Source organism: Leifsonia xyli subsp. cynodontis DSM 46306 (assembly GCF_000470775.1).
Taxonomy (GTDB): Bacteria; Actinomycetota; Actinomycetes; order Actinomycetales; family Microbacteriaceae; genus Leifsonia; species Leifsonia cynodontis.
In genome coordinates this window covers 1,069,077-1,087,299 of the sequence record NC_022438.1, presented here as the reverse complement: position 1 = coordinate 1,087,299, position 18,223 = coordinate 1,069,077, and the positions used below count along the sequence as shown (strand labels likewise).

At 68.3% G+C, this 18,223-nt stretch carries 13 protein-coding genes, 4 tRNA genes and 4 pseudogenes; 9 read left to right on the top strand and 12 right to left on the bottom strand.

All coding sequences use genetic code 11. From position 1 onward, the window contains the following. The first annotated feature begins 267 nt into the window (after positions 1 to 267). The 5 genes and pseudogenes from O159_RS05135 (at position 268) to O159_RS15645 (ending at position 4,961) form a co-directional block, all read left to right on the top strand. Positions 268 to 2,289 (top strand): Ig-like domain-containing protein, encoded by a 2,022-nt coding sequence (locus O159_RS05135; RefSeq protein WP_081689819.1) that lies wholly within the window; start codon positions 268 to 270, stop codon positions 2,287 to 2,289. Then, positions 2,226 to 2,648: pseudogene (locus O159_RS16770) on the top strand (Ig-like domain-containing protein); the annotation flags it as partial. The gene O159_RS05135 and the pseudogene O159_RS16770, both read left to right, overlap by 64 nt. A 166-nt stretch (positions 2,649 to 2,814) precedes the next feature. Beyond that, positions 2,815 to 2,997, top strand: a pseudogene (locus O159_RS16765) (hypothetical protein); the annotation flags it as partial. Beyond that, complete coding sequence (locus tag O159_RS05130; protein WP_407929764.1) at positions 2,980 to 3,432, top strand: Ig-like domain-containing protein; 453 nt, start codon at positions 2,980 to 2,982, stop codon at positions 3,430 to 3,432. The pseudogene O159_RS16765 and the gene O159_RS05130, both read left to right, overlap by 18 nt. Further along, entirely contained in the window at positions 3,330 to 4,961 is a 1,632-nt protein-coding gene (locus tag O159_RS15645) for an Ig-like domain-containing protein (protein WP_236609566.1), read from the top strand. Before O159_RS05130 ends, O159_RS15645 begins: the two co-directional genes overlap by 103 nt. Here the strand turns inward: O159_RS15645 and O159_RS05120 are convergent. The 5 genes and pseudogenes from O159_RS05120 to O159_RS05100 all read right to left on the bottom strand — a co-directional run bounded on the left by O159_RS05120 (position 4,909) and on the right by O159_RS05100 (position 8,297). Continuing rightward, positions 4,909 to 5,922, bottom strand: a pseudogene (locus tag O159_RS05120) (IS481 family transposase). The gene O159_RS15645 and the pseudogene O159_RS05120 sit on opposite strands and share 53 nt — an antisense overlap. A 153-nt stretch (positions 5,923 to 6,075) precedes the next feature. Continuing rightward, entirely contained in the window at positions 6,076 to 7,689 is a 1,614-nt protein-coding gene (locus O159_RS05115; RefSeq protein ID WP_021754677.1) for a class I SAM-dependent DNA methyltransferase, read from the bottom strand. 297 nt (positions 7,690 to 7,986) lie between these two features. After that, positions 7,987 to 8,061: transfer RNA gene (locus tag O159_RS05110), tRNA-Val, on the bottom strand. A 22-nt stretch (positions 8,062 to 8,083) separates the two neighbouring features. After that, positions 8,084 to 8,154: transfer RNA gene (locus O159_RS05105), tRNA-Cys, on the bottom strand. 70 nt (positions 8,155 to 8,224) lie between these two features. Then, positions 8,225 to 8,297: transfer RNA gene (locus O159_RS05100), tRNA-Gly, on the bottom strand. Between the two features lie 187 nt (positions 8,298 to 8,484). Between O159_RS05100 and O159_RS05095 the strand changes: the two genes are divergently transcribed. Continuing rightward, positions 8,485 to 8,557, top strand: a tRNA-Val gene (locus tag O159_RS05095). A 61-nt stretch (positions 8,558 to 8,618) separates the two neighbouring features. On the opposite strand, the gene O159_RS05090 is transcribed toward O159_RS05095, so the two are convergent. Continuing rightward, on the bottom strand, positions 8,619 to 9,806 hold the full coding sequence (locus O159_RS05090; RefSeq protein WP_456237220.1) for an IS30-like element ISLxc3 family transposase: 1,188 nt from the start codon (positions 9,804 to 9,806) through the stop codon (positions 8,619 to 8,621). 380 nt (positions 9,807 to 10,186) lie between these two features. On the opposite strand from O159_RS05090, the gene O159_RS05085 reads away from it, so the two are divergent. After that, complete coding sequence (locus O159_RS05085; RefSeq protein WP_043994040.1) at positions 10,187 to 11,425, top strand: MalY/PatB family protein; 1,239 nt, start codon at positions 10,187 to 10,189, stop codon at positions 11,423 to 11,425. A 15-nt stretch (positions 11,426 to 11,440) separates the two neighbouring features. Here O159_RS05085 and O159_RS05080 read toward each other — a convergent pair whose 3' ends face one another. From O159_RS05080 to zapE, 6 genes and pseudogenes are all read right to left on the bottom strand, one after another. Next, complete coding sequence (locus tag O159_RS05080; protein WP_269078379.1) at positions 11,441 to 12,313, bottom strand: PLP-dependent transferase; 873 nt, start codon at positions 12,311 to 12,313, stop codon at positions 11,441 to 11,443. Then, positions 12,244 to 12,417, bottom strand: a pseudogene (locus tag O159_RS16250) (PLP-dependent transferase); the annotation flags it as partial. The pseudogene O159_RS16250 and the gene O159_RS05080, both read right to left, overlap by 70 nt. Beyond that, the gene (locus O159_RS16245; protein ID WP_269078378.1) at positions 12,414 to 12,737 is read right to left on the bottom strand and encodes a PLP-dependent transferase; all 324 of its coding nucleotides are present in this window, start codon (positions 12,735 to 12,737) and stop codon (positions 12,414 to 12,416) included. The pseudogene O159_RS16250 and the gene O159_RS16245, both read right to left, overlap by 4 nt. Before the next feature lie 70 nt (positions 12,738 to 12,807). Then, a complete protein-coding gene (locus O159_RS05075; RefSeq protein WP_021754675.1) occupies positions 12,808 to 13,995 on the bottom strand; it encodes an ammonium transporter in 1,188 nt (395 codons plus the stop codon). Positions 13,996 to 14,219: 224 nt separating this feature from the next. Beyond that, a complete protein-coding gene (locus O159_RS05070) occupies positions 14,220 to 15,494 on the bottom strand; it encodes an ammonium transporter (RefSeq protein WP_043993533.1) in 1,275 nt (424 codons plus the stop codon). A 209-nt stretch (positions 15,495 to 15,703) separates the two neighbouring features. Next, entirely contained in the window at positions 15,704 to 16,756 is a 1,053-nt protein-coding gene (zapE, locus tag O159_RS05065; protein ID WP_021754673.1) for a cell division protein ZapE, read from the bottom strand. Between the two features lie 125 nt (positions 16,757 to 16,881). On the opposite strand from zapE, the gene O159_RS05060 reads away from it, so the two are divergent. After that, on the top strand, positions 16,882 to 17,775 hold the full coding sequence (locus O159_RS05060; RefSeq protein WP_021754672.1) for a sulfurtransferase: 894 nt from the start codon (positions 16,882 to 16,884) through the stop codon (positions 17,773 to 17,775). Continuing rightward, positions 17,772 to 18,212 (top strand): SufE family protein, encoded by a 441-nt coding sequence (locus tag O159_RS05055; protein ID WP_021754670.1) that lies wholly within the window; start codon positions 17,772 to 17,774, stop codon positions 18,210 to 18,212. Before O159_RS05060 ends, O159_RS05055 begins: the two co-directional genes overlap by 4 nt. The last annotated feature ends 11 nt before the right edge of the window (positions 18,213 to 18,223 follow it).

Here is an 18,223-nt window from a genome sequence, read left to right as displayed (position 1 = left end):
CCTTCACGGGATGGAACCGTGGCAATAACAGTGTGATCTACCTGGGGCGCGAGGCTGGCACCATCGTCTCCGTCTACCACAACACCATGTTCCGCTCCGGCGGTTCGACAGCGGCGTCCGCCGAGAACGACAACGACCAGAACCCGCTGAAGACCTACTACGCCAACAACGTGCCCAAGACGGCCTGGCCGAGCAACGCCCTCGTGCCGGACAGCCCCGCCTGCACCCTCCAGTTGCAGATCAACGACCCGGCGACCGGCGGACCGAATGGGCGGTCGTCCACGGACTATCCCATGGCCGTCGATGTCTTCGCCGGACAGAACCAGCCCGATGGCGACGGCAACGGCCTCGAACAGTACCTCGGACGGGTGCGCATCGCCAGTGCCGCCGGCTGGGGCCAGACCGTCTCCCTCCCCTACACCGGCGGGGCGGGACAGGTCCGCCTTCAGACGATGGACGCGCTCGGGAAATCAAGCCAGTACTCGCGCACGGCCGCGATCGCCGGAACCGATCGCTGCCCGCCACAAACCTGGGTCAAAGAGGCGGACAGCCAGGAGGACCCGACCTCCTTCCGCAACATCACCTTCCAGGTGCAAATCCTCCGAGCCGCTGGGGTCGAACGGTCTGGTGAGCAGCGACTTCTCCTTCGCGGGCTCGACCGCGGCCTCCCCCGCCATCGTCTCGATCACGCAGCAGACGCCGACTCGCTGGACCGTGGTGACGAAGGCGAACTCCTCCGGAACGGTGATGCTGAGCATCCCGGCCGGCTCGATCGACGACAAAGCGGGCAACGTCCAAGACCGTGCGTCCAACTCCACCCGGGCTCCCGCCAACTTCGCCGTCGATCCCGACAATGGCGACCAAGGCCTCGACGGCCCGCAGATCGACCACTCGGTGACCTACGTCTCGCCGCTGAGCCCGTCCCCCACCTCCCTGACCGTGACCGAGGGGGGCAAGGTCGACTCCTACACGGTGGCCACGACCAAGGCGCCCGCCAGCGACGTGACCCTGACCCCGGCCTTCACGCCGAGCGGAGATGCGGCCCTCACCCCCAGCCCTCTCGTGCTCAGCTCGACGGCGGCCACCGTGACCGGTGCCGTCTCGGCCGTCGACAACCTGATCGTCGACGGAACCAGAGCGGTGACCCTCGCCACCACCGTCAGCTCGGCGGACCCGGAGTTCGACGGCCTCGTGCTGCCCTCGATCGCGGTGACAGTGAACGACAACGACGCGCCCATCGCGGGCAACTCGACCTTCAGCGTCACCGCCAACGCCCGTCCGACCGATGGCATCACGGAGCACAACGCCACCGCGACCGTGCGCAACGAGCTGAACCAGGGCGTCAAGGACGCGGTCGTGTCGTTCGTCCTCCCCGCCGACGTCTCCTCCGGTGGACAGGCCGGACCGCGGGTGGTGACCGCGACGACCGACGAGTCCGGAGTGGCGACGATCCCTCTCACGTCGAAGCGCCCCGGCACTTATCCGATCACAGCGACGGTCGGAGAGGACGACAAGCAGATCGGCGACCCCGAGAATATCATGTTCTCGATCGTGCCGATCGACATCTCGAAATCGACTTTCGAGACCAGCCCTGGAACCCAGCCGGCCGACGGCGTCGCCAAGCACACCGCGACGCTGACCGCGAACGACGAGAACGGGAACCCCGTCACCGGCAGCGGCGCGCTCACGACCGACAGCGAGGGGAAGGCGCAGATCGCCATCACCGCCACCTCCTCTGGTGTCAAGACCGTGACCCTGTACGAAGGGGACGACACGACCGGCGTGCTTGCGGCCACCCGCACCGTCGAATTCGTCTCCGGCCCGCCCTCCTCCGCCCAGTCGGTGCTCAGCGTCACCCCCGGCGACCGCATCGCCGACGGCGTCGACCAGCACACGGCCTCGGTGTTCGTGAAGGATGCGAACGGCAACATCGTCGCGGGCGCTCCGGTCTCGTTCTCGGTGCCCGAGGGAGTGACGGCGTCGTCGACGACGGCGGTCACGGCGGCGAACGGGGTCGCGACGATCACGCTGACCTCGACAGCGGCCAGCAGCTATGCGATCGTCGGCATGGTCGACGGCGCCGAGGTCGCCTCCAGCCCCCAGCATGTCACCTTCGTCGCGGGCCCGGCATCGGCGGCGGGATCGGCGCTCGCCCTGTCCACCGGCGAGCGGACGGCACCGAGACCCACACCGCCACCGTCGTCACACGGGACGCACACGGCAATCCGGTCCCGGAGACCCTCGTGGCCTTCTCGGTCACCGGAGCGAGCGGGTCCGGAATCGTCGTGAGCGACGGCGCGGGCGTCGCCTCCATCTCGATCACGGCGACCACCGCCGGAGACAAGACCGTCAGCGCCACGATCGGCGGCGCTGCCGTCCCCGGGGCCGGAACGGTGCTCTTCGCCGCCGGAGCCGTCGATCCGGGCGCCTCGACCCTGACGGCCACCGCGGGAGCCGTCCCCGCCGACGGAACCACCCCGCAGACCGTCACCGCGACCGTGACGGACACGAACGGCAACCCGGTCTCCGGGGTGAACGTCGACTTCGCGGTCTCCGCCCGGGCCACCCCGTCGGCGACGACGGCCACCACGGGACCGGACGGCATCGCCCGGATCACCGTGACCTCCACGGCCGCGGGAAAGGCCACCGTCTCCGGCCGGATCGACGGTGTCGCCATCGGCGGCTCCCCGGTGACCGTCGAGTTCTCCACCGGCGCCGCGACCGCGGAGAACTCGTTCTGGAGGGTGTCCCCGAGCGGCCCGATCGCCGCGAACGGCACGGCCGCGTACACCGGCACCTTCAGCGCGCGACGCGAACGACAACCCGGTGCAGGATGCGGTGTTCGCGGTGGAGGCTCCAGCCGGACTGAAGGCCACCGCCTCCGGCTGCACGACCGGAGCGAGCGGCACCTGCACCATCGGCTTCACTGCGACCACGGCCGGGACCTACGCCATCCGTGCGGAACTCGGCTCGAGCCCGGTGGGCGCCGAGCAGAGCCTCACCTTCGTCGCCGGACCGGTCGATCCCGCCAACTCTGCCCTGAGCGTGAGCCCGGGGCTGCGGACCGCCGACGGTGTCGACGCTCACACCGCCACCGTGACCGCCAGGGACTCACAGGGCAACCCCGTGGATGGCGTCACCGTGGACTTCGTCGTCGCAGGAGCCACCGGCTCCGGCTCCGCCGTGACCGGCGCGGACGGGAAGGCCTCGGTGAGCATCACCGCCACCGCCCCCGGCAGCAAGCGGGTCACGGCGTCGATCGGTGGAACGGACCTCGGGTCCAGCCCCCAGAATGTCGGGTTCACCGTCGGAGCGCCCGACACCGCGAAATCCACCCTTACGGTGACCGGCTCGCCAACGGCAGCGACGCGCAGACCGCCGCCGCCGCCGACGGCCAGGGGAATCCGATCGCCGGAGCCGTGGTCGAGCTGAGCGTCGAGGCCGGCGCCGCGCTCAGTGCGCAGACCATCGTCACGGACGCGGACGGAACCGGAAGCGTCCGGGTGTCCTCGACCACCCCCGGCAGCTTCGCCGTCCACGCCCGCATCGACGGCGTCGACATCGGCGGAAGCCCGGCGCCGGCGGTGTTCGTCGGCGGCGACCCGGACCCGACCCTCTCCACGCTGAGTGTGACCGTCGGAGACCGGATCGCGGACGGCGTTGAGACCCACACGCTGACGGCCCGGATCAGGGACGCGGACGGCCATACGGTCGAAGGCGCGACCGTGCGATTCGGTCTCGCCGACGGACTCACCAGCTCTGGGCAGGAGGTCGTCACCTCGGCGCAGGGCGAGGCGACGACGACGGTCACCACGCGGACAGCCGGGGTCTACCCCGTCTCGGCGACCGTCGACGGATCGGAGATCGGAGACTCGCCGTCCTCCGTCGCCTTCGTCGCCGGCGCGACGAATCCGTCCGATTCCACCCTCACCACCACCACGGGCGCGGTGCTCGCCGACGGCGTCGCCCAGCACATCGCGACCGCGACGGTCAAAGACGCCACCGGCAACCCGGTCTCCGGCGTCTCGGTCGACTTCATCGTGGACCCCGGAGCGACCGCCTCCGCCGGGTCGGCCGTCACCTCGGCCACCGGCATCGCCGAGATCACGATCACCTCGACCAACGCCGCCATGTTCGGCGTTCGTGCGAGCATCGACGGCACGGAGCTCAGCGGCTCGCCCCGCCAGGTACAGTTCAGTGCGGAAGCCGTGGACGCCGACAACTCCTACTGGACCGTCACCCCGTCCGGGCCGGTGACCGCCGACCGCTCCGACGCGTACACGGCCAAAGTCGTCGCCCGGGACAGCGTCGGCAACCCGGTCGCGAACACCCCGATCAGCTTCACGTCCGACGAGCCGGTGAGCGTCTCCTCTCCGACCTGCCAGACGGACGACACCGGAAGCTGCGAGGTCACCTTCACCTCGGCGACAGCGGGCAGCTATGCCGCGGGAGCGTTCATCGGCGGAACGCGGATCGGCGTGAGCCAAACCCTCGTGTTCGAAGCGGGGCCCGCCTCGACCGCGACGTCGACGATCGAGGCGAGCCCGGCCGAGATCCCCGCGAACGGCACCGCCGAGTCCACCATCGTCGTCCGGCTGCTCGACGCGGACGGCAACCCGTTGCAAGGCAACGGCGGAACCGTCGTGATCGCCACCGACGCGGGTTCGATTGGTGCGACGAAGGCCAGGGGCGACGGCACCTACACCGCGACGCTCACCGGAGCGGCGGAGGGGACGGCGACGCTCTCCTTCACTCTCGACGGCCGCCGCGCCGAGGCGACCGCCCAGGTCGTCTTCAGCGATGCCACTGCGCCGATCGCGCCGGTCGTCGACCCCTCGAACGGCTCCACGATCACCGGAACGGCGGAACCGGGATCGACCATCCGGGTACACGGCGACGACGGTGCCATCATCGGAACGGGAACAGCCTGTGTTTCTCAGGGACGTTGGTCAATCTGCTGATGGGTGGCTGGCTGCCGATGGCGGTGTGGGGCCTGTGGTGATTGTAGGAGTGCAGCCAGGCCGGGAGTGCGTTGCGGCGGGCTGATTCGGAGTTGTAGTGCCGGGCGTATGCCCAGCCGTCGGCGAGGGTGCGGTGGAAGCGTTCGATCTTGCCGTTCGTCTGCGGATGGTAGGGCCGGGTGCGTTTCGGTTGGATGCTGAGCTCGGCGCAAGCGTCGCGCCAGGCGTATGAGCGGTATGCGGAGCCGTTGTCGGAGAGCACCTGTTCGACGGTGACGCCACGGCTGGCGAACCAGCCGACCGCTCGACGCAGAACAGCGATTGCAGTGGCGGCGGTTTCGTCGTCGTGGATCTCGGCGTAAGCGACACGGGAGTGATCGTCGATGACGGTATGAACGAACGCTGTGCCGGTGATCATGTCGCCGGTGATCCCGTGTTTCCCGGTCCGCTTCGCGGTGATGGCCTTGTTCCGCTCTCCCTGGAGACGTCCGACGTAGCGCCAGCCGCCACCGTCGGGGATGTTGCCGAGTTTCTTGATGTCGACGTGGATCATCGATCCGGGATGCTCGTGCTCGTAGCGGCGGGCGGGTTCGCCGGTGCGGACGTCGACGTGGCTGGGCCGATTGATCCGGCACCGGGAGAGGACCGTGTGAACGGTCGAGGCGGGCATGCCGAGCTGGGCGCCGATACCGACTGGTCCCAGCCGCTTCTTCCACCGCAGATGCACGACCTTGCGGACCAGTCTTCGCGGGGTCTTGTTCGGGCTGTGATGCGGCCGTGACGAACGGTCCAGCATTCCCGCCTCGCCCATCTCCACGTAACGACGAGCCCATCGGTCCGCGGTGCGTCAGGACACTCGGAAGTAGGTCGCCGCCGCAGCAACGGACCAGCCGTCGTCGACGACTTGGCGGGCCAGGCGGAGGCATTCGCGAGGAGTCAAAGCAGCATTAGCGTGGGTCACGAGGACCTCCTAAGTCATCGAGTGCAGGGAAACTAGACAGCCCCACTCTCGACCGGGAGGTCCTCACCCATCTATCGCGTCACACCTCAACCAACGTCCCTGAGCAGCACACCAGCGATCCCCCGAGCGAGAACTCCGCCATTCGTAGTTTCCTCACCCATCGCCCGCCTCCAGGGAGTCGAGGGCGGCGAGGACGGCAGCCTGCACTTCGGCGCGGCGGGTGAAGCCTTCGCGGATTTCCATTGTTAGTCGGGAAATCTTCTCGTCGAGCGGTTCGCCGTCGTCTTCAACGGCCTCGGCACCGACATAACGGCCTGGCGTCAGTACATACCCGTGCTCAGCGATCTCAGATGTCTTGACCGACCGACAGAATCCGGGCACATCCTCGTAGGTCTGCCCGGCAGAGGTGGGTGTGCCGCGCCAGGCGTGGTAGGTGTCGGCGATCCGGTCGACATCCTCATTGGAGAACGCCCGCACCGTCCGGGTCTCCATGAATCCGACCGAGCGGGCGTCGATGAACAGCGTCTCCCGCAGGCGGATACGCGGCGTCTTACCCACCAGCCCCGAGCCGTCCTTGTTCTTTGTGAGGTACCACAGGCACACCGGAATCTGCGTACCGTAGAACAACTGCGGCGGCAGCGCGACGATGCATTCCACCACATCGCCGTCGACCATCGCTTGCCGAATCGCGCCCTCGCCATTCTGTTGGGAGGACAACGACCCATTCGCGAGCACCGTCCCCACGGTCCCGGTCGGTGCGCAGTGCCACAGGAGGTTCTGCAACCAGGCGTAGTTCGCGTTCTGCGCAGGCGGTGCGCCGTACACCCAGCGCGGGTCGGTACGCAGCCGCTCCCCGCCCCACTTGGAGTCGTTGAACGGCGGGTTCGCAATCACGAAATCCGCGCGCAGGTCCGGGTGCGCATCCGCGTGAAACGAGTCGGCCCACTCCCGGCCGAGATTGCCCTCGATGCCGCGCACTGCGAGGTTCATCTTCGCCAGCCGCCACGTCGTCGGGTTCGACTCCTGCCCAAACACGGAGATGTCGTTGCGGGAGCCACCGTGCGCAGTGACGAACTTCTCCGCCTGAACGAACATGCCGCCCGAGCCACACGCCGGGTCAAGCACCCGCCCGTGGAAGGGTTGCAGCATCTCGACGAGCAGGCTCACCACGGAGCGTGGCGTGTAGAACTCCCCGGCCTTCTTGCCCTCGTTCGAGACGAACTTTCCCAGGAAGTACTCATACACCCGGCCCAGCACGTCAAGGTCCTTGTACTCGGCCGCGGCCAGGTCGTGCCGGGAGAAGGTGTTGATGAGCCCGCCGATGGACTCGGCGCTAACCTCTCGCTGGGTGTAGTTCTTCGGCAGCACCCCGCGCAGGCTCGGGTTCTCCCGTTCGATAGCCTCCATCGCTTTGTCCACCCGGGAGCCGATATCAGCCTGCTGTCCGGCAGCACGCAGGTCTTCCCAGCGATGGCACTCAGGAATCCAGAAGACGCCCTCGGCGGTGTACTCGTACCGATCAACCAGCACCGAAGGCTTTGCCTGTGACGTCGGCATGAAGTAATCCGAGTCTGGGTCATCGACCAGCCGAGCCAACTCGTCATGACGAACCGTGAAGGTGTCCGAAACATACTTAAGAAAGATCAGCCCGAGCACGACATGTTTGTACTGAGCCGAGTCCATCTTGCCGCGCAACTCGTCAGCCGCATCCCACAGGGTGGCCTCAAGAGACTTCGTGGTGGGCTGGGCCTTTTTCCTCAGTGGCACGGACATCCTTCTCTTGCAGGGACTCAAGGGTATTTCTCTCAGCAGGAACCGGCACGCGGCCAGCCATCGGCCCGGTGAGCCGTTCGCTCCGTGAGCCAGACCCGTCGCCCACAACCAAATTCATCGGTCCACTCCTCGCGCCCACATCCCAGCAATGCGCCTCGCTCGCATACCAGCCGAAAACGCACTCATTGGTGCCATTTCGTCCGCGGTAGAACATGTCCCGCATATGTCCCGCGGGCGCTGCTTTCTGGACCCGAAAACGAAAGAAAACCCCTGATTTATCAGGGGTTTCTTTGGTGGGCGATACTGGGATCGAACCAGTGACCTCTTCCGTGTCAGGGAAGCGCGCTACCGCTGCGCCAATCGCCCAGAACCTGTTCGCACAGGGTCGAGGTGGATACGGGATTCGAACCCGTGTATACGGCTTTGCAGGCCGCTGCCTCGCCTCTCGGCCAATCCACCGAACGCCACAACACGGGTAAACCGTACCGTATATGAGAAGCCCAGGATACGAAGATACTAGACTGACTCGAGCGGATGACGAGACTCGAACTCGCGACCCTCACCTTGGCAAGGTGATGCGCTACCAACTGCGCTACATCCGCATTGCGTTCCACAGTCTCCTGCGGCACTTGAACGACTTTAGCCGATCCTCAGCCCGATGACAAAACCAGCTGCGGCGTCCGGGTGTGTCGCGCCCGGCATGTCCGGACGACCGCGCCCGATGTGCATTCGGGCCGCGCGGTCGGCTAGGATCGAATCTAGCAACCGGTCTTCCGGGTGCGAACAAGCGGGCGATTGGCGCAGTTGGTAGCGCGCTTCCTTCACACGGAAGAGGTCATCGGTTCGAGTCCGGTATCGCCCACCGCAGACCCCCGCCTCGCCCGCCGGCAGGGCGGATTCTAGTGGTCGTTGCAACACGACGATTAGCTGGTAGGTAGTTTAGCGAGGCGCTGGGCTGGGGTTTCCCAGCCGAGCGTTTTGCGTGGGCGGGTGTTGAGTTCGTGTGCGACTCGGGCAAGGTCCGCGGGCGAGTGCTGTGAGAGGTCGGTGCCCTTCGGGAAGTACTGCCTCAGCAACCCGTTCGTGTTCTCGTTAGAACCGCGCTGCCAGGGCGAGGCTGGGTCGCAGAAGTAGACGTCCATGTCGGTGGCGATCGTGAACGTCTTGTGGGCGGCCATCTCCGCACCCTGGTCCCAGGTCAGCGACTTCTTCAGTTCGGCCGGCAGGCCGCTCATCGTCCGAATGAGGCCATCGCGGACGGTCTCGGCAGCGTGGTCGGTCGGGAGGTGGACGAGCATCACGAACCTGGTGGTTCGCTCGACGAGGGTGCCGATCGCGCTGGCGTGGTCAGCGCCGATGATGAGATCGCCTTCCCAATGCCCTGGAACAGCACGATCAGCGACCTCAGCGGGGCGCTCGGAGATCATGAGCATCGGGTCGACGAACCGCGAACGACGTGCGTTGGTTCCCCGGTTCGGTCGGCGACGTGCGCGCCCGGTACGCAGCGCTGTCGCGAGATCACGGCGCAGCTGGCCGCGTCCTTGGAGATAGAGCGTCTGGTAGATCGTCTCGGTCGCCACTCGCATCCCAACGTCGTCCGGGAACTGACGGATCAGGGCTCGAGTGATCTGCTCGGGAGACCACCGCAACGCCAGCTTCGACTCAACGAAAGCACGCAACCGCAGCTCTGTCACCAGTCTTCGCGGCTTTGGCCGTGGGCGACGCTTCGCCGAGTAGCGATGTGCTGCGAAGGGGTGATAGATCCCGGTCGAGGACCGGTTCCGGGAGATTTCCCGACTGATCGTGGATGGCGACCGCCGCAGCTGGGCGGCGATGCTCCGCAGTGACAACCCATCGCGGAGGAGATCCCGGATCTGCTCACGTTCCTCCAGCGAAAGGAACCGCGGATCGAGCTTCCTCTCCAGCTGAAAGATCGCCGCCGGCGAGATTGTCTCGGTGCCGTCAAGAAACGTCGTCATACCTGTTTTGTAATCGACGACCCGACCATCTGGGTAATAGCGGCGATGAGCGGTCTTCCGGACACCGTTATCCCAATCCCGTGCCGTGCGGATGTTCACCCCGACGGCAGCCGCTGCTTCGCGACGCGAGATGCCATCGCGTCGCAACTGGAAGTAGCGTTCCTTTCCTGGATGCGGACCAGTCCCGGTTTTCCCCTGGCTGCGCAGGCCGGCCTTCCATACCCACGTCCCGCAGGTCGCCGGGTTGAACCCCAACTCACGCGCCGCGATCGTGATGCTCCCACACGCCTCGAACAACGCGAAGAACGCGTCCTTATCAGCCTGCGTGAAACAGCGTCGATCCCTCGAATAGCTCCTTAAACGGGCCACGGTCGTTACAACTCCCAGAAAGTCCAGGTGTTGCAACGACCGTTAGAACCCAAGCAGTCTCGGGGCTTCTTCATTTTGGGCGATCCTTACGCTCCGTGACGCGGACACTCGCGCTTCGGCGGCCGCTGCGGCAGCCTATGACCATGGCCTTCCGTCCCGCCCGCCCGCTGGAGCAGCTTTTCGCGACGCGATCGAGCATCAAGTGGCGCCGCTACCCCACGGACGTCCTGCCGATGTTCGTGGCGGAGATGGACTTCGATGTCGAGCAGGCCGTCCTGGACCGGGTGGCGGAGACGCTGCGCAACTCGGACACGGGCTACCTCGATTCGGCCGGGCCGCTCGCGCCGGCGTTCGCTGACTTCGCATGGAATTCGTGGGGCTGGGAAGTCAATCCGGAGTGGGTGCATCTCGCCACGGATGTGACGGTCGGCGTCGTCGAGACGCTGCGGCTCGCGCTGCCGGAGACCGGCGGCCGGGTCCTCATCACGCCCCCGGTGTACCCGCCGTTCTTCGAGATGATCGAGGAGGCGAACGCGACCGCGGTCACGGTCCCGCTGCGCGAGGATGCCGGCTGGACCCTGGACCTCGCCGCGATCGAGGCGGCGTTCGCGGCCGGGGTGGATGCATTCCTCCTCTGCAACCCGAACAACCCGACCGGCCGATGCCACAGCCGGGCGGCGCTGGAGACGGTCGCCCGCCTCGCCGCCCGCTACGGCGTCCTGGTGGTGAGCGACGAGATACACGCGCCGCTCGCCCACCCCAGCGCCCGCTTCACCCCGTTCGCGCCCGTCGCCCGCGCCGCAGGCGCCCGAGCGGTCACCGTGACCTCCGCGAGCAAGGCGTGGAACCTGGCCGGGCTCAAATGCGCGGTCGTCGTCGCCGCAGAGACGGCCAGCGCCGCATTGCTGACGCAGCTGCCGGAGGAGCTCGCGGCGCGCACCAGCATCCTGGGCCTGCACGCCAATGTCGCCGCGCTCTCGTGTCTGGGCTGGCGCGATGCGCTGCTCGAACGGGTGGTCGCGAACGTGGGGCTGCTGGAGTCCGAGCTGGCCGAGCACGCACCATCGGTCCGCGCATTGCGGCCCGATGCCGGCTATCTAGTGTGGCTCGACTTCCGCTCGACCGGGCTCGGGGACGACCCGGCCAGGGTGCTGGTCGAGGAAGGACGGGTCGCGCTCAACTCCGGGATCGCCTTCGGCGAACAAGGGCGCGGCTTCGCGCGGATCAACCTCGCGTGCGACCCCACGACCGTTGTGGAGGCCGTGCGGAGGATCGCGGCCACCGTCGCGTCGGCAGCGCGAGCGCAGCCGGGGGCCCGGGCGCAGTCCGGAGCCCGAGCCGAGCCAGACGCCCGGACGGGGCTGCCGTCCGCGGCGGGCTGACGACCGCCGTCTTCCTCAGACCCCCGCCACCGCCAGGCCGCGTTCGAGGTCGGCCAGCAGGTCCCGGAGCGACTCGAGGCCGATCGACAGGCGCACGAGCCCGGGGCCGATCCCGGCCTCCCGCCGCTCCTCCTCGCTGAGCTTCGCGTGGATGGTGCTCGCGAGATGGATGGCGAGCGTGCGGACATCTCCGATGTGCGTCATCGGCGTGATCAGCCGGAGGGCGTCGATGAAGCGCGCTGCGGCTGCCCGGCCGCCGGAGAGGTCGATCGACACGATCGAACCAGCGCCCTTCGGGAGGGAGCGCGCAGCCGCCTCGTGGAAGGGGTCACCCGCGAGGCCCGGATAGTGGACACGCGCGACCTCGGGCCGCGTGTGCAGCCACTCCGCGACGACCTGCGCGTTCGCCACATGCCGGTCCATGCGCACGGAGAGGGTCTCGATGCCGTGCAGCAGGAGGAACGTGCTCGTCGGCGGCACGGTCGGACCGTACTCGAGCACGATCACGCTGCGGAGGTAGGCGAGATAGGCTCCGGGACCGAAGCGCTCCACGAAAGAGCCCGCGCCCGGATGCGGCGGCTCCGCGAGCTGGGGGAACCGGTCGGCGTGTAGCGCCCAGTCGAAGCGGCCGGCGTCCACCACCGCTCCCCCGATGACCGAACCGTGCCCGGCGAGCCATTTGGAGGTCGAGTGGATGACGATGTCCGCGCCGTCCTCGATCGGACGCCACAGATAGGGGGTCGGGACGGTGTTGTGTCCACGATCAATGGCACCCCAGCGGTGTGCGCGAGCCGCGCGAGGCGCGCGATGTCGGTCACCTGGTTCAGCGGGTTCGGGAGCGTCTCGGTGTAGACGGCCTTGGTCTGCGGCCGGAACCGTGCCAGCCACTCCTCATCTCCGGCATCGTCGGCGACGTACTCGACGGCGATGCCCTGCCGTTTGAGGACCCCGCGGAACATCTCCCGCGTCCCCTCGTAGAGCGAACGGGTCACCAGGATGTGATCGCCGGCCTCCGCGAGCGCCGAGAGATCGCGGCGGCGATGGCGGCCTGCCCGCTGGCGACGACGATCCCGTCGACACCGCCCTCCAGATCGGCCAGGCGGCGGCCGGCGACCGCATTGGTTGGGTTCTCGTTGCGCGAGTAGGCCCGTCCGCCCCGGCCCGCGAAGCGGTCCTGACCGTCGGCGAAGTCGTCGAAGACATAGCCGGCGGTCTGGTAGATCGGGGTGACACGCGCGTTCATCTCGGCGTCGACGACGGCTCCGGCATGGATCTGGCGGGTCTCGAAGTCGAGCGGACAGTCCTCAGGCATGCGGCAACTGTAGTGAGAAAGGAGGCGCGGCGCGCGGCGCGCGTTAACGGTTCGTCATGCGTGATCGGGCTCAGCCGTCGCTGTGCTGGGCCGGAGGCTCGCGATCGCGCTCCGGGCGGTCGGCGGCGGAGCGGACCCGGGTGAGCCCGATCGTGAACCGCAGCGCCAGCGCGAGTGCGGCCGAGACGAGGAACGCGCCGATGAGCACCGAGAGGCCGGCGACCGCCTGGGCCACGAACAGGTCGAAGTTGCCGCTGTCCACCATCCCTCCGCCGCTGGCGAAGAGCCCGGGGAAGAGCAGGCCGACCAGACTGGCGACCGTCGCGATGACAATGACCGTCATGGCCGCCCCGAACCGGGCGCGCGCGGCCACATCGACCATCGTGGCGCAGGCGAGAGCCGAGAGCGCGCCGAGCAGCAACGACCAGCCGAGGGTGAGGACGCCCGAGCCCGCGGTGATGGCCGCCAGACCGGAGAAGGCGCCGCAGAACGCGCTGGCGATCGTCGGGCGGCGCAGGAAGACCCGGTCGACCAGCAGCCACATGAGGCAGCCTCCCGCCGACGCGAGGAACGAGTTGACGACGATGAGCGCGGTGTAGGAGTCGACCGCGCCCTCCGAAGCGGCGGTGAGTCCGAGCCAGCCGGCGAGGAGGAGAGCGCCGCCGATCGCGACAAGCCGGAGGTTACGCGCTCCGGGTGCGAGATGCTCGCCCCGGCCGCATGCCAGGAGGACCCCTGAGGCGGAAGCGCCCGCCGCGAGCACCAGCAGCGCGCCGCCGAAGTCGATCGCTCCCAGACCCGCGACCGCCCAGCCGTCGCTCAGCGCCATCACCCCGTAGCCGACCGGACCGAGGACGAGCGCCGACCACAGCACCGCGAACAGCAGCCATGCGCGCAGGGTGATCCGGGAGGCCACCGCCACTCCCAGCACGGAGATCGCGACCGCGCAGAGCGCGAGAGCCGACCCGGCCCGCGCGAGACCGTAGACGCCCTGCTTCGAGGCGGTGGCGAGCCACGGGTCGGGATGGCCGAGCAGGTGCGGCACGAGGGCCTGGCCGGTCAGCGTCCCAGAACCGCCCGCGACGCCGAGGAGAACGACGACCGCGGTCCCGGCGAGAGCGAACAGAACGGCGCGTGCGACGCCCTGGCGACCGCCGAGACCTCCGCTGAGGAAGCCGAGACCGGGGACGGCCAGCAGCGTCAGAGTCCCGAAGACGACCAGAAGGAGCGCGTCCACCTGCTGACTGGTCGCCGCCATCCCGCTCCTTAGCCGCCCGCTCTGTGCAAGCACCCAACCTTAGCGGGCGCGGGCGCACGAAAGGGCAAGTCCGTCGATGCGAATGAGCGAAGCAGTCTGAGGCCCGCGGTCGTGCCCGGGCTGGGGGCCGCCCGCCCGCGCCGATGCGGTGAGGGAGATCTCTCCCTCACCGCATCGGATGTGCTCGGCGACGGACGCGTCCGCGCCATTCTGCGCGCTCCGTCTCAGACGGTCTCGAGCGAGTACCCCTCCTCACCGTGGACGACCGTGTCGACACCGGCGAGTTCGTCCTCGTTCTTGATCCGGAAGCCCATCGTCCGCTGAATGACAGCGCCGATCGCGAAGGCCAGGACGAAGGAGTAGATCAGCACCGCGAACGCGCCGATCGCCTGCGCGCCCAGCTGCGCGAAGCTGCCGGCGTAGAGCAGGCTGGAGAACGGCTTGGAGGCGTCACCGTCGACGTGGGTGAAGCCGAAGAAGCCGATCCACAGCGTTCCGATCAGACCGCCGATGAGGTGGATGCCGACCACGTCGAGCGAGTCGTCGAAACCGAGTTTGAACTTCAGGTCCACCGCGATCGCGCACACCGCACCGGCGACGAGACCGAGCAGGATGGCCCAGAACGGCGTCAGGATGTTGCACGCCGGAGTGATCGCGACCAGACCGGCGACGGCACCCGATGCCGCACCGATCGAGGTGGGCTTGCCGTCCTTGACCTTCTCGACCACGAGCCACCCGATCGTCGCGGCGGCCGGAGCGGCCAGCGTGTTGATCCAGGCGAGGGCGGCCACACCGTCCACCGCGGCCTCCGACCCGGCGTTGAAGCCGAACCAGCCGAACCACAGGAGCGCGGCCCCGAGGAGGGTGAGCGGCACATTGTGCGGTTTGCTCATACCTTTCTGGAACCCGACGCGTTTGCCGAGCACCAGCGCAAGCGCCAGCCCGGCCGCGCCGGCGTTGATGTGGACAGCCGTGCCGCCGGCGAAGTCGTTGACGTGCAGAACACTCGCGATCCAGCCCTGGGAGAGGTTGAACACCCAGAACGCGACCGGGAAGTAAACGACCGTCACCCAGATCGCGGCGAACACCATCCACGCGCCGAACTTCGCCCGGTCGGCGATCGCGCCGGAGATCAGGGCGACGGTGATGATCGCGAACGTGGCCTGGAACCCGGCGAAGGCGAGCCCGGAGAGATCGGGGGTCATCCCGTCCTTGCCCATCAGGCTGCCGAGGAACCAGTCCGGTGCGCCGAGGACGTGCGGGATGAGCGGCGTGCCGAAGGCGAGCCCGTACCCGTAGACGACCCAGAGCACGCCCACGATCGCCATCGCTCCGACGCTCATCATCATCATCGACACGACGCTCTTCGCCCGCACCATGCCGCCGTAGAAGAAGGCGACGCCCGGCGTCATCAGCAGGACGAGGGCTGCGGCCACGAGCAGCCACAGGGAGTTGACGGTCCCTGCCGCTGCGTAGTCCACTGCTGTGTGAAACACCATGCGTATCCCAACCTCTCTGTGCAAAGCCCGGCGGGAGGAGTTCCCGTATCGAGGGCGCTTCGGGTTGTCGCCAGTTTCACCGCGTCGCGTTTCGGGGGTCGCATCTGCGTGTTTCGGGTCTGTTACGAGCTGCCGATGAGTGTAAACAGTGTGTTTCGGGGAGACGGGAGCACACTCCCGATCGGGCGGGAGACGCCCGGCGATCCGCTCTACGCCGCGGGCGGCAGCTCCCCTGCCGTCAGCGCGATCATCCGGGAGGCCGAGCGCAGGTACTTCTTCCGGTATCCCCCGCCGAGCATCTCGTCGTCGAAGGCCTCGCTGAGCGGGACACCGGTCTGGATGAGGGGGATCTGCGCGTCGTAGACCCGGTCGATGAACGCCACGAGACGCAGGGCAGCCATCTGGTCGTGCAGCACGGTCACATCGGAGAGGCCGATGACGTCCACGCCCTCCAGCATCTTGATGTAGCGGGAGGGGTGGACGGTCGCCAGGTGGGCGATGAGGCCGTCGAACGAGTCGCTCGTCGCGGTCTCGCCGCGGGCGGCGAGCGCTCCCAGCGCGCGGCCGTACTCGTCGGCGGAGACAGTCACGGAGGAGCCGGCTGTGTCCCGGCGGCGGTAGTCGAGGCCGTCGATGCGGAGGGTCTGGAAATGGGCGGACAGCGACTGGATCTCGCGCAGGAAATCACTGGCGGCGAACCGCCCCTCGCCGAGGGCGTTGGGCGGAGTGTTGGAGGTGGTGGCGATGCGGGTACCGGAGGCGACGAGCTCGCCGAGCATCCGGGTCATCATCATGGTGTCGCCCGGGTCGTCGAGCTCGAACTCGTCGATGCAGAGGAGGGCCGAGCCGCGCAGCAGCCGGACGGCGCCGGCGTAGCCCAGGGCGCCGACCAGGGCGGTGTACTCGATGAAGGTGCCGAAGTACTTGGGGCCGGGGGCCTCATGCCAGAGCGCCGCGAGGAGGTGGGTCTTGCCGACGCCGAAACCGCCGTCGAGGTAGACGCCGGGTTGCGTCGGGGCGATCTTCTTGCGGTTTCGGCTGAAGAGGCCGGCCGGGCGCTGCGGCTCCCACGATGTGGCGAACAGTTTGAGGGCCGCCACGGCCTCGGACTGCGACGGGTAGCTGCGGTCGGGACGGTACGACGCGAAGCTCGCGCGCTCGAACTGGGACGGCGGGACCAGGCTGGCCACGATCTCGGCGCCGGTGATCTGCGGTGAACGGTCCGCGAGGCGCGGCAGCGAACCGGTCGTCTCGAGCGTCATGGGGGATGCGCACCTTTTGTGTCGAAGTTGGAGAGGGATCGTCCTGCAGCCCTCCACGGCCGCGTAGCCTTGGAGGGCATCCCTTCAGTCGCAAGGTCTCAGCTTATCCCGGAGGAGGAACCATCATGTCCATCGCCGCCGACCCGTCGCCCGCGTTCGCCGGCTACGCCCACCCCGAGCGCCTGGTCTCCACGGAGTGGCTGGCCGCGCAGCTCGGCGCGCCGGGCCTCGTCGTGGTGGAGTCGGACGAGGATGTGCTCCTCTATGAGACCGGCCACATCCCGGGCGCGGTGAAGATCGATTGGCACACGGACCTCAACGACCCGGTCATCCGGGACTACGTCTCCCCGGAGCGCTTCGCGGAGCTGCTCGGTTCCAAGGGGATCGCCCGCGACACAACGGTCGTCGTCTACGGCGACAAGAGCAACTGGTGGGCCGCCTACGCCCTGTGGGTGTTCACGCTCTTCGGCCACGAGGACGTGCGCCTCCTCGACGGCGGCCGCGACAAATGGATCGCCGAAGGCCGGGAGCTCACCCGTGAGGCCCCGGCGGCGCGACCGGCCGTCTACCCGGTGGTGGAACGGGACGACACCCGTGTCCGCGCCTTCAAGGACGACGTGCTCGCCCACCGGGGCAAACCGCTGATCGACGTCCGCTCGCCCGAGGAGTACAGCGGCGAGCGCACCGAGATCCCCGGCTATCCGACCGAGGGAGCGCTCCGTGCCGGTCACATCCCGTCCGCCGCCTCCGTGCCGTGGGGGCGCGCCGCCGCACCGGACGCCACCTTCAAGCGACGTCCCGAGCTGGAGGCCCTCTACCTCGGCGAGGCCGGCCTGACGCCGGGCGATGAGGTGATCGTGTACTGCCGCATCGGCGAGCGTTCCAGCCACACCTGGTTCGTCCTGACGCACCTGCTCGGGTTCGAAGACGTCCGCAACTACGACGGTTCGTGGACGGAATGGGGTTCGGCGGTGCGGGTGCCGATCGTGACCGGCACCGAGCCGGGCGGCGTGCAATGACCGAGCTGACCGGGACGCTGGCGGGCATCCGCGACGACTTTCGGGCGCTGGAGCAGAACGAGCGCCTGCAGCTGCTGCTGGAGTTCTCCGACGGGCTGCCCGAGCTGCCGGAGCGCTATCGGGACCATCCCGATCTACTGGAGCGGGTGGAGGAGTGTCAGTCGCCGGTCTTCATCTTCGTCGAGGTGGACGCGGACGGCATCGTTCAGCTCCACGCCGCCGCGCCGCCGGAGGCGCCGACGACGCGGGGGTTCGCCTCCATCCTCGTCCAGGGTCTCGCGGGTCTGACCGCGGCCGAGGCGCTCGCGGTGCCGGATGACTTCCCGGGCACGCTCGGGCTCACACAGGCGGTGTCGCCGCTGCGCATCCGCGGGATGTCGGCCCTGCTCAGCCGCGCGAAGCGGCAGGTGAGGGAGAAGCTCGCGGCGCGGGCCTGACGGCGGCCGGG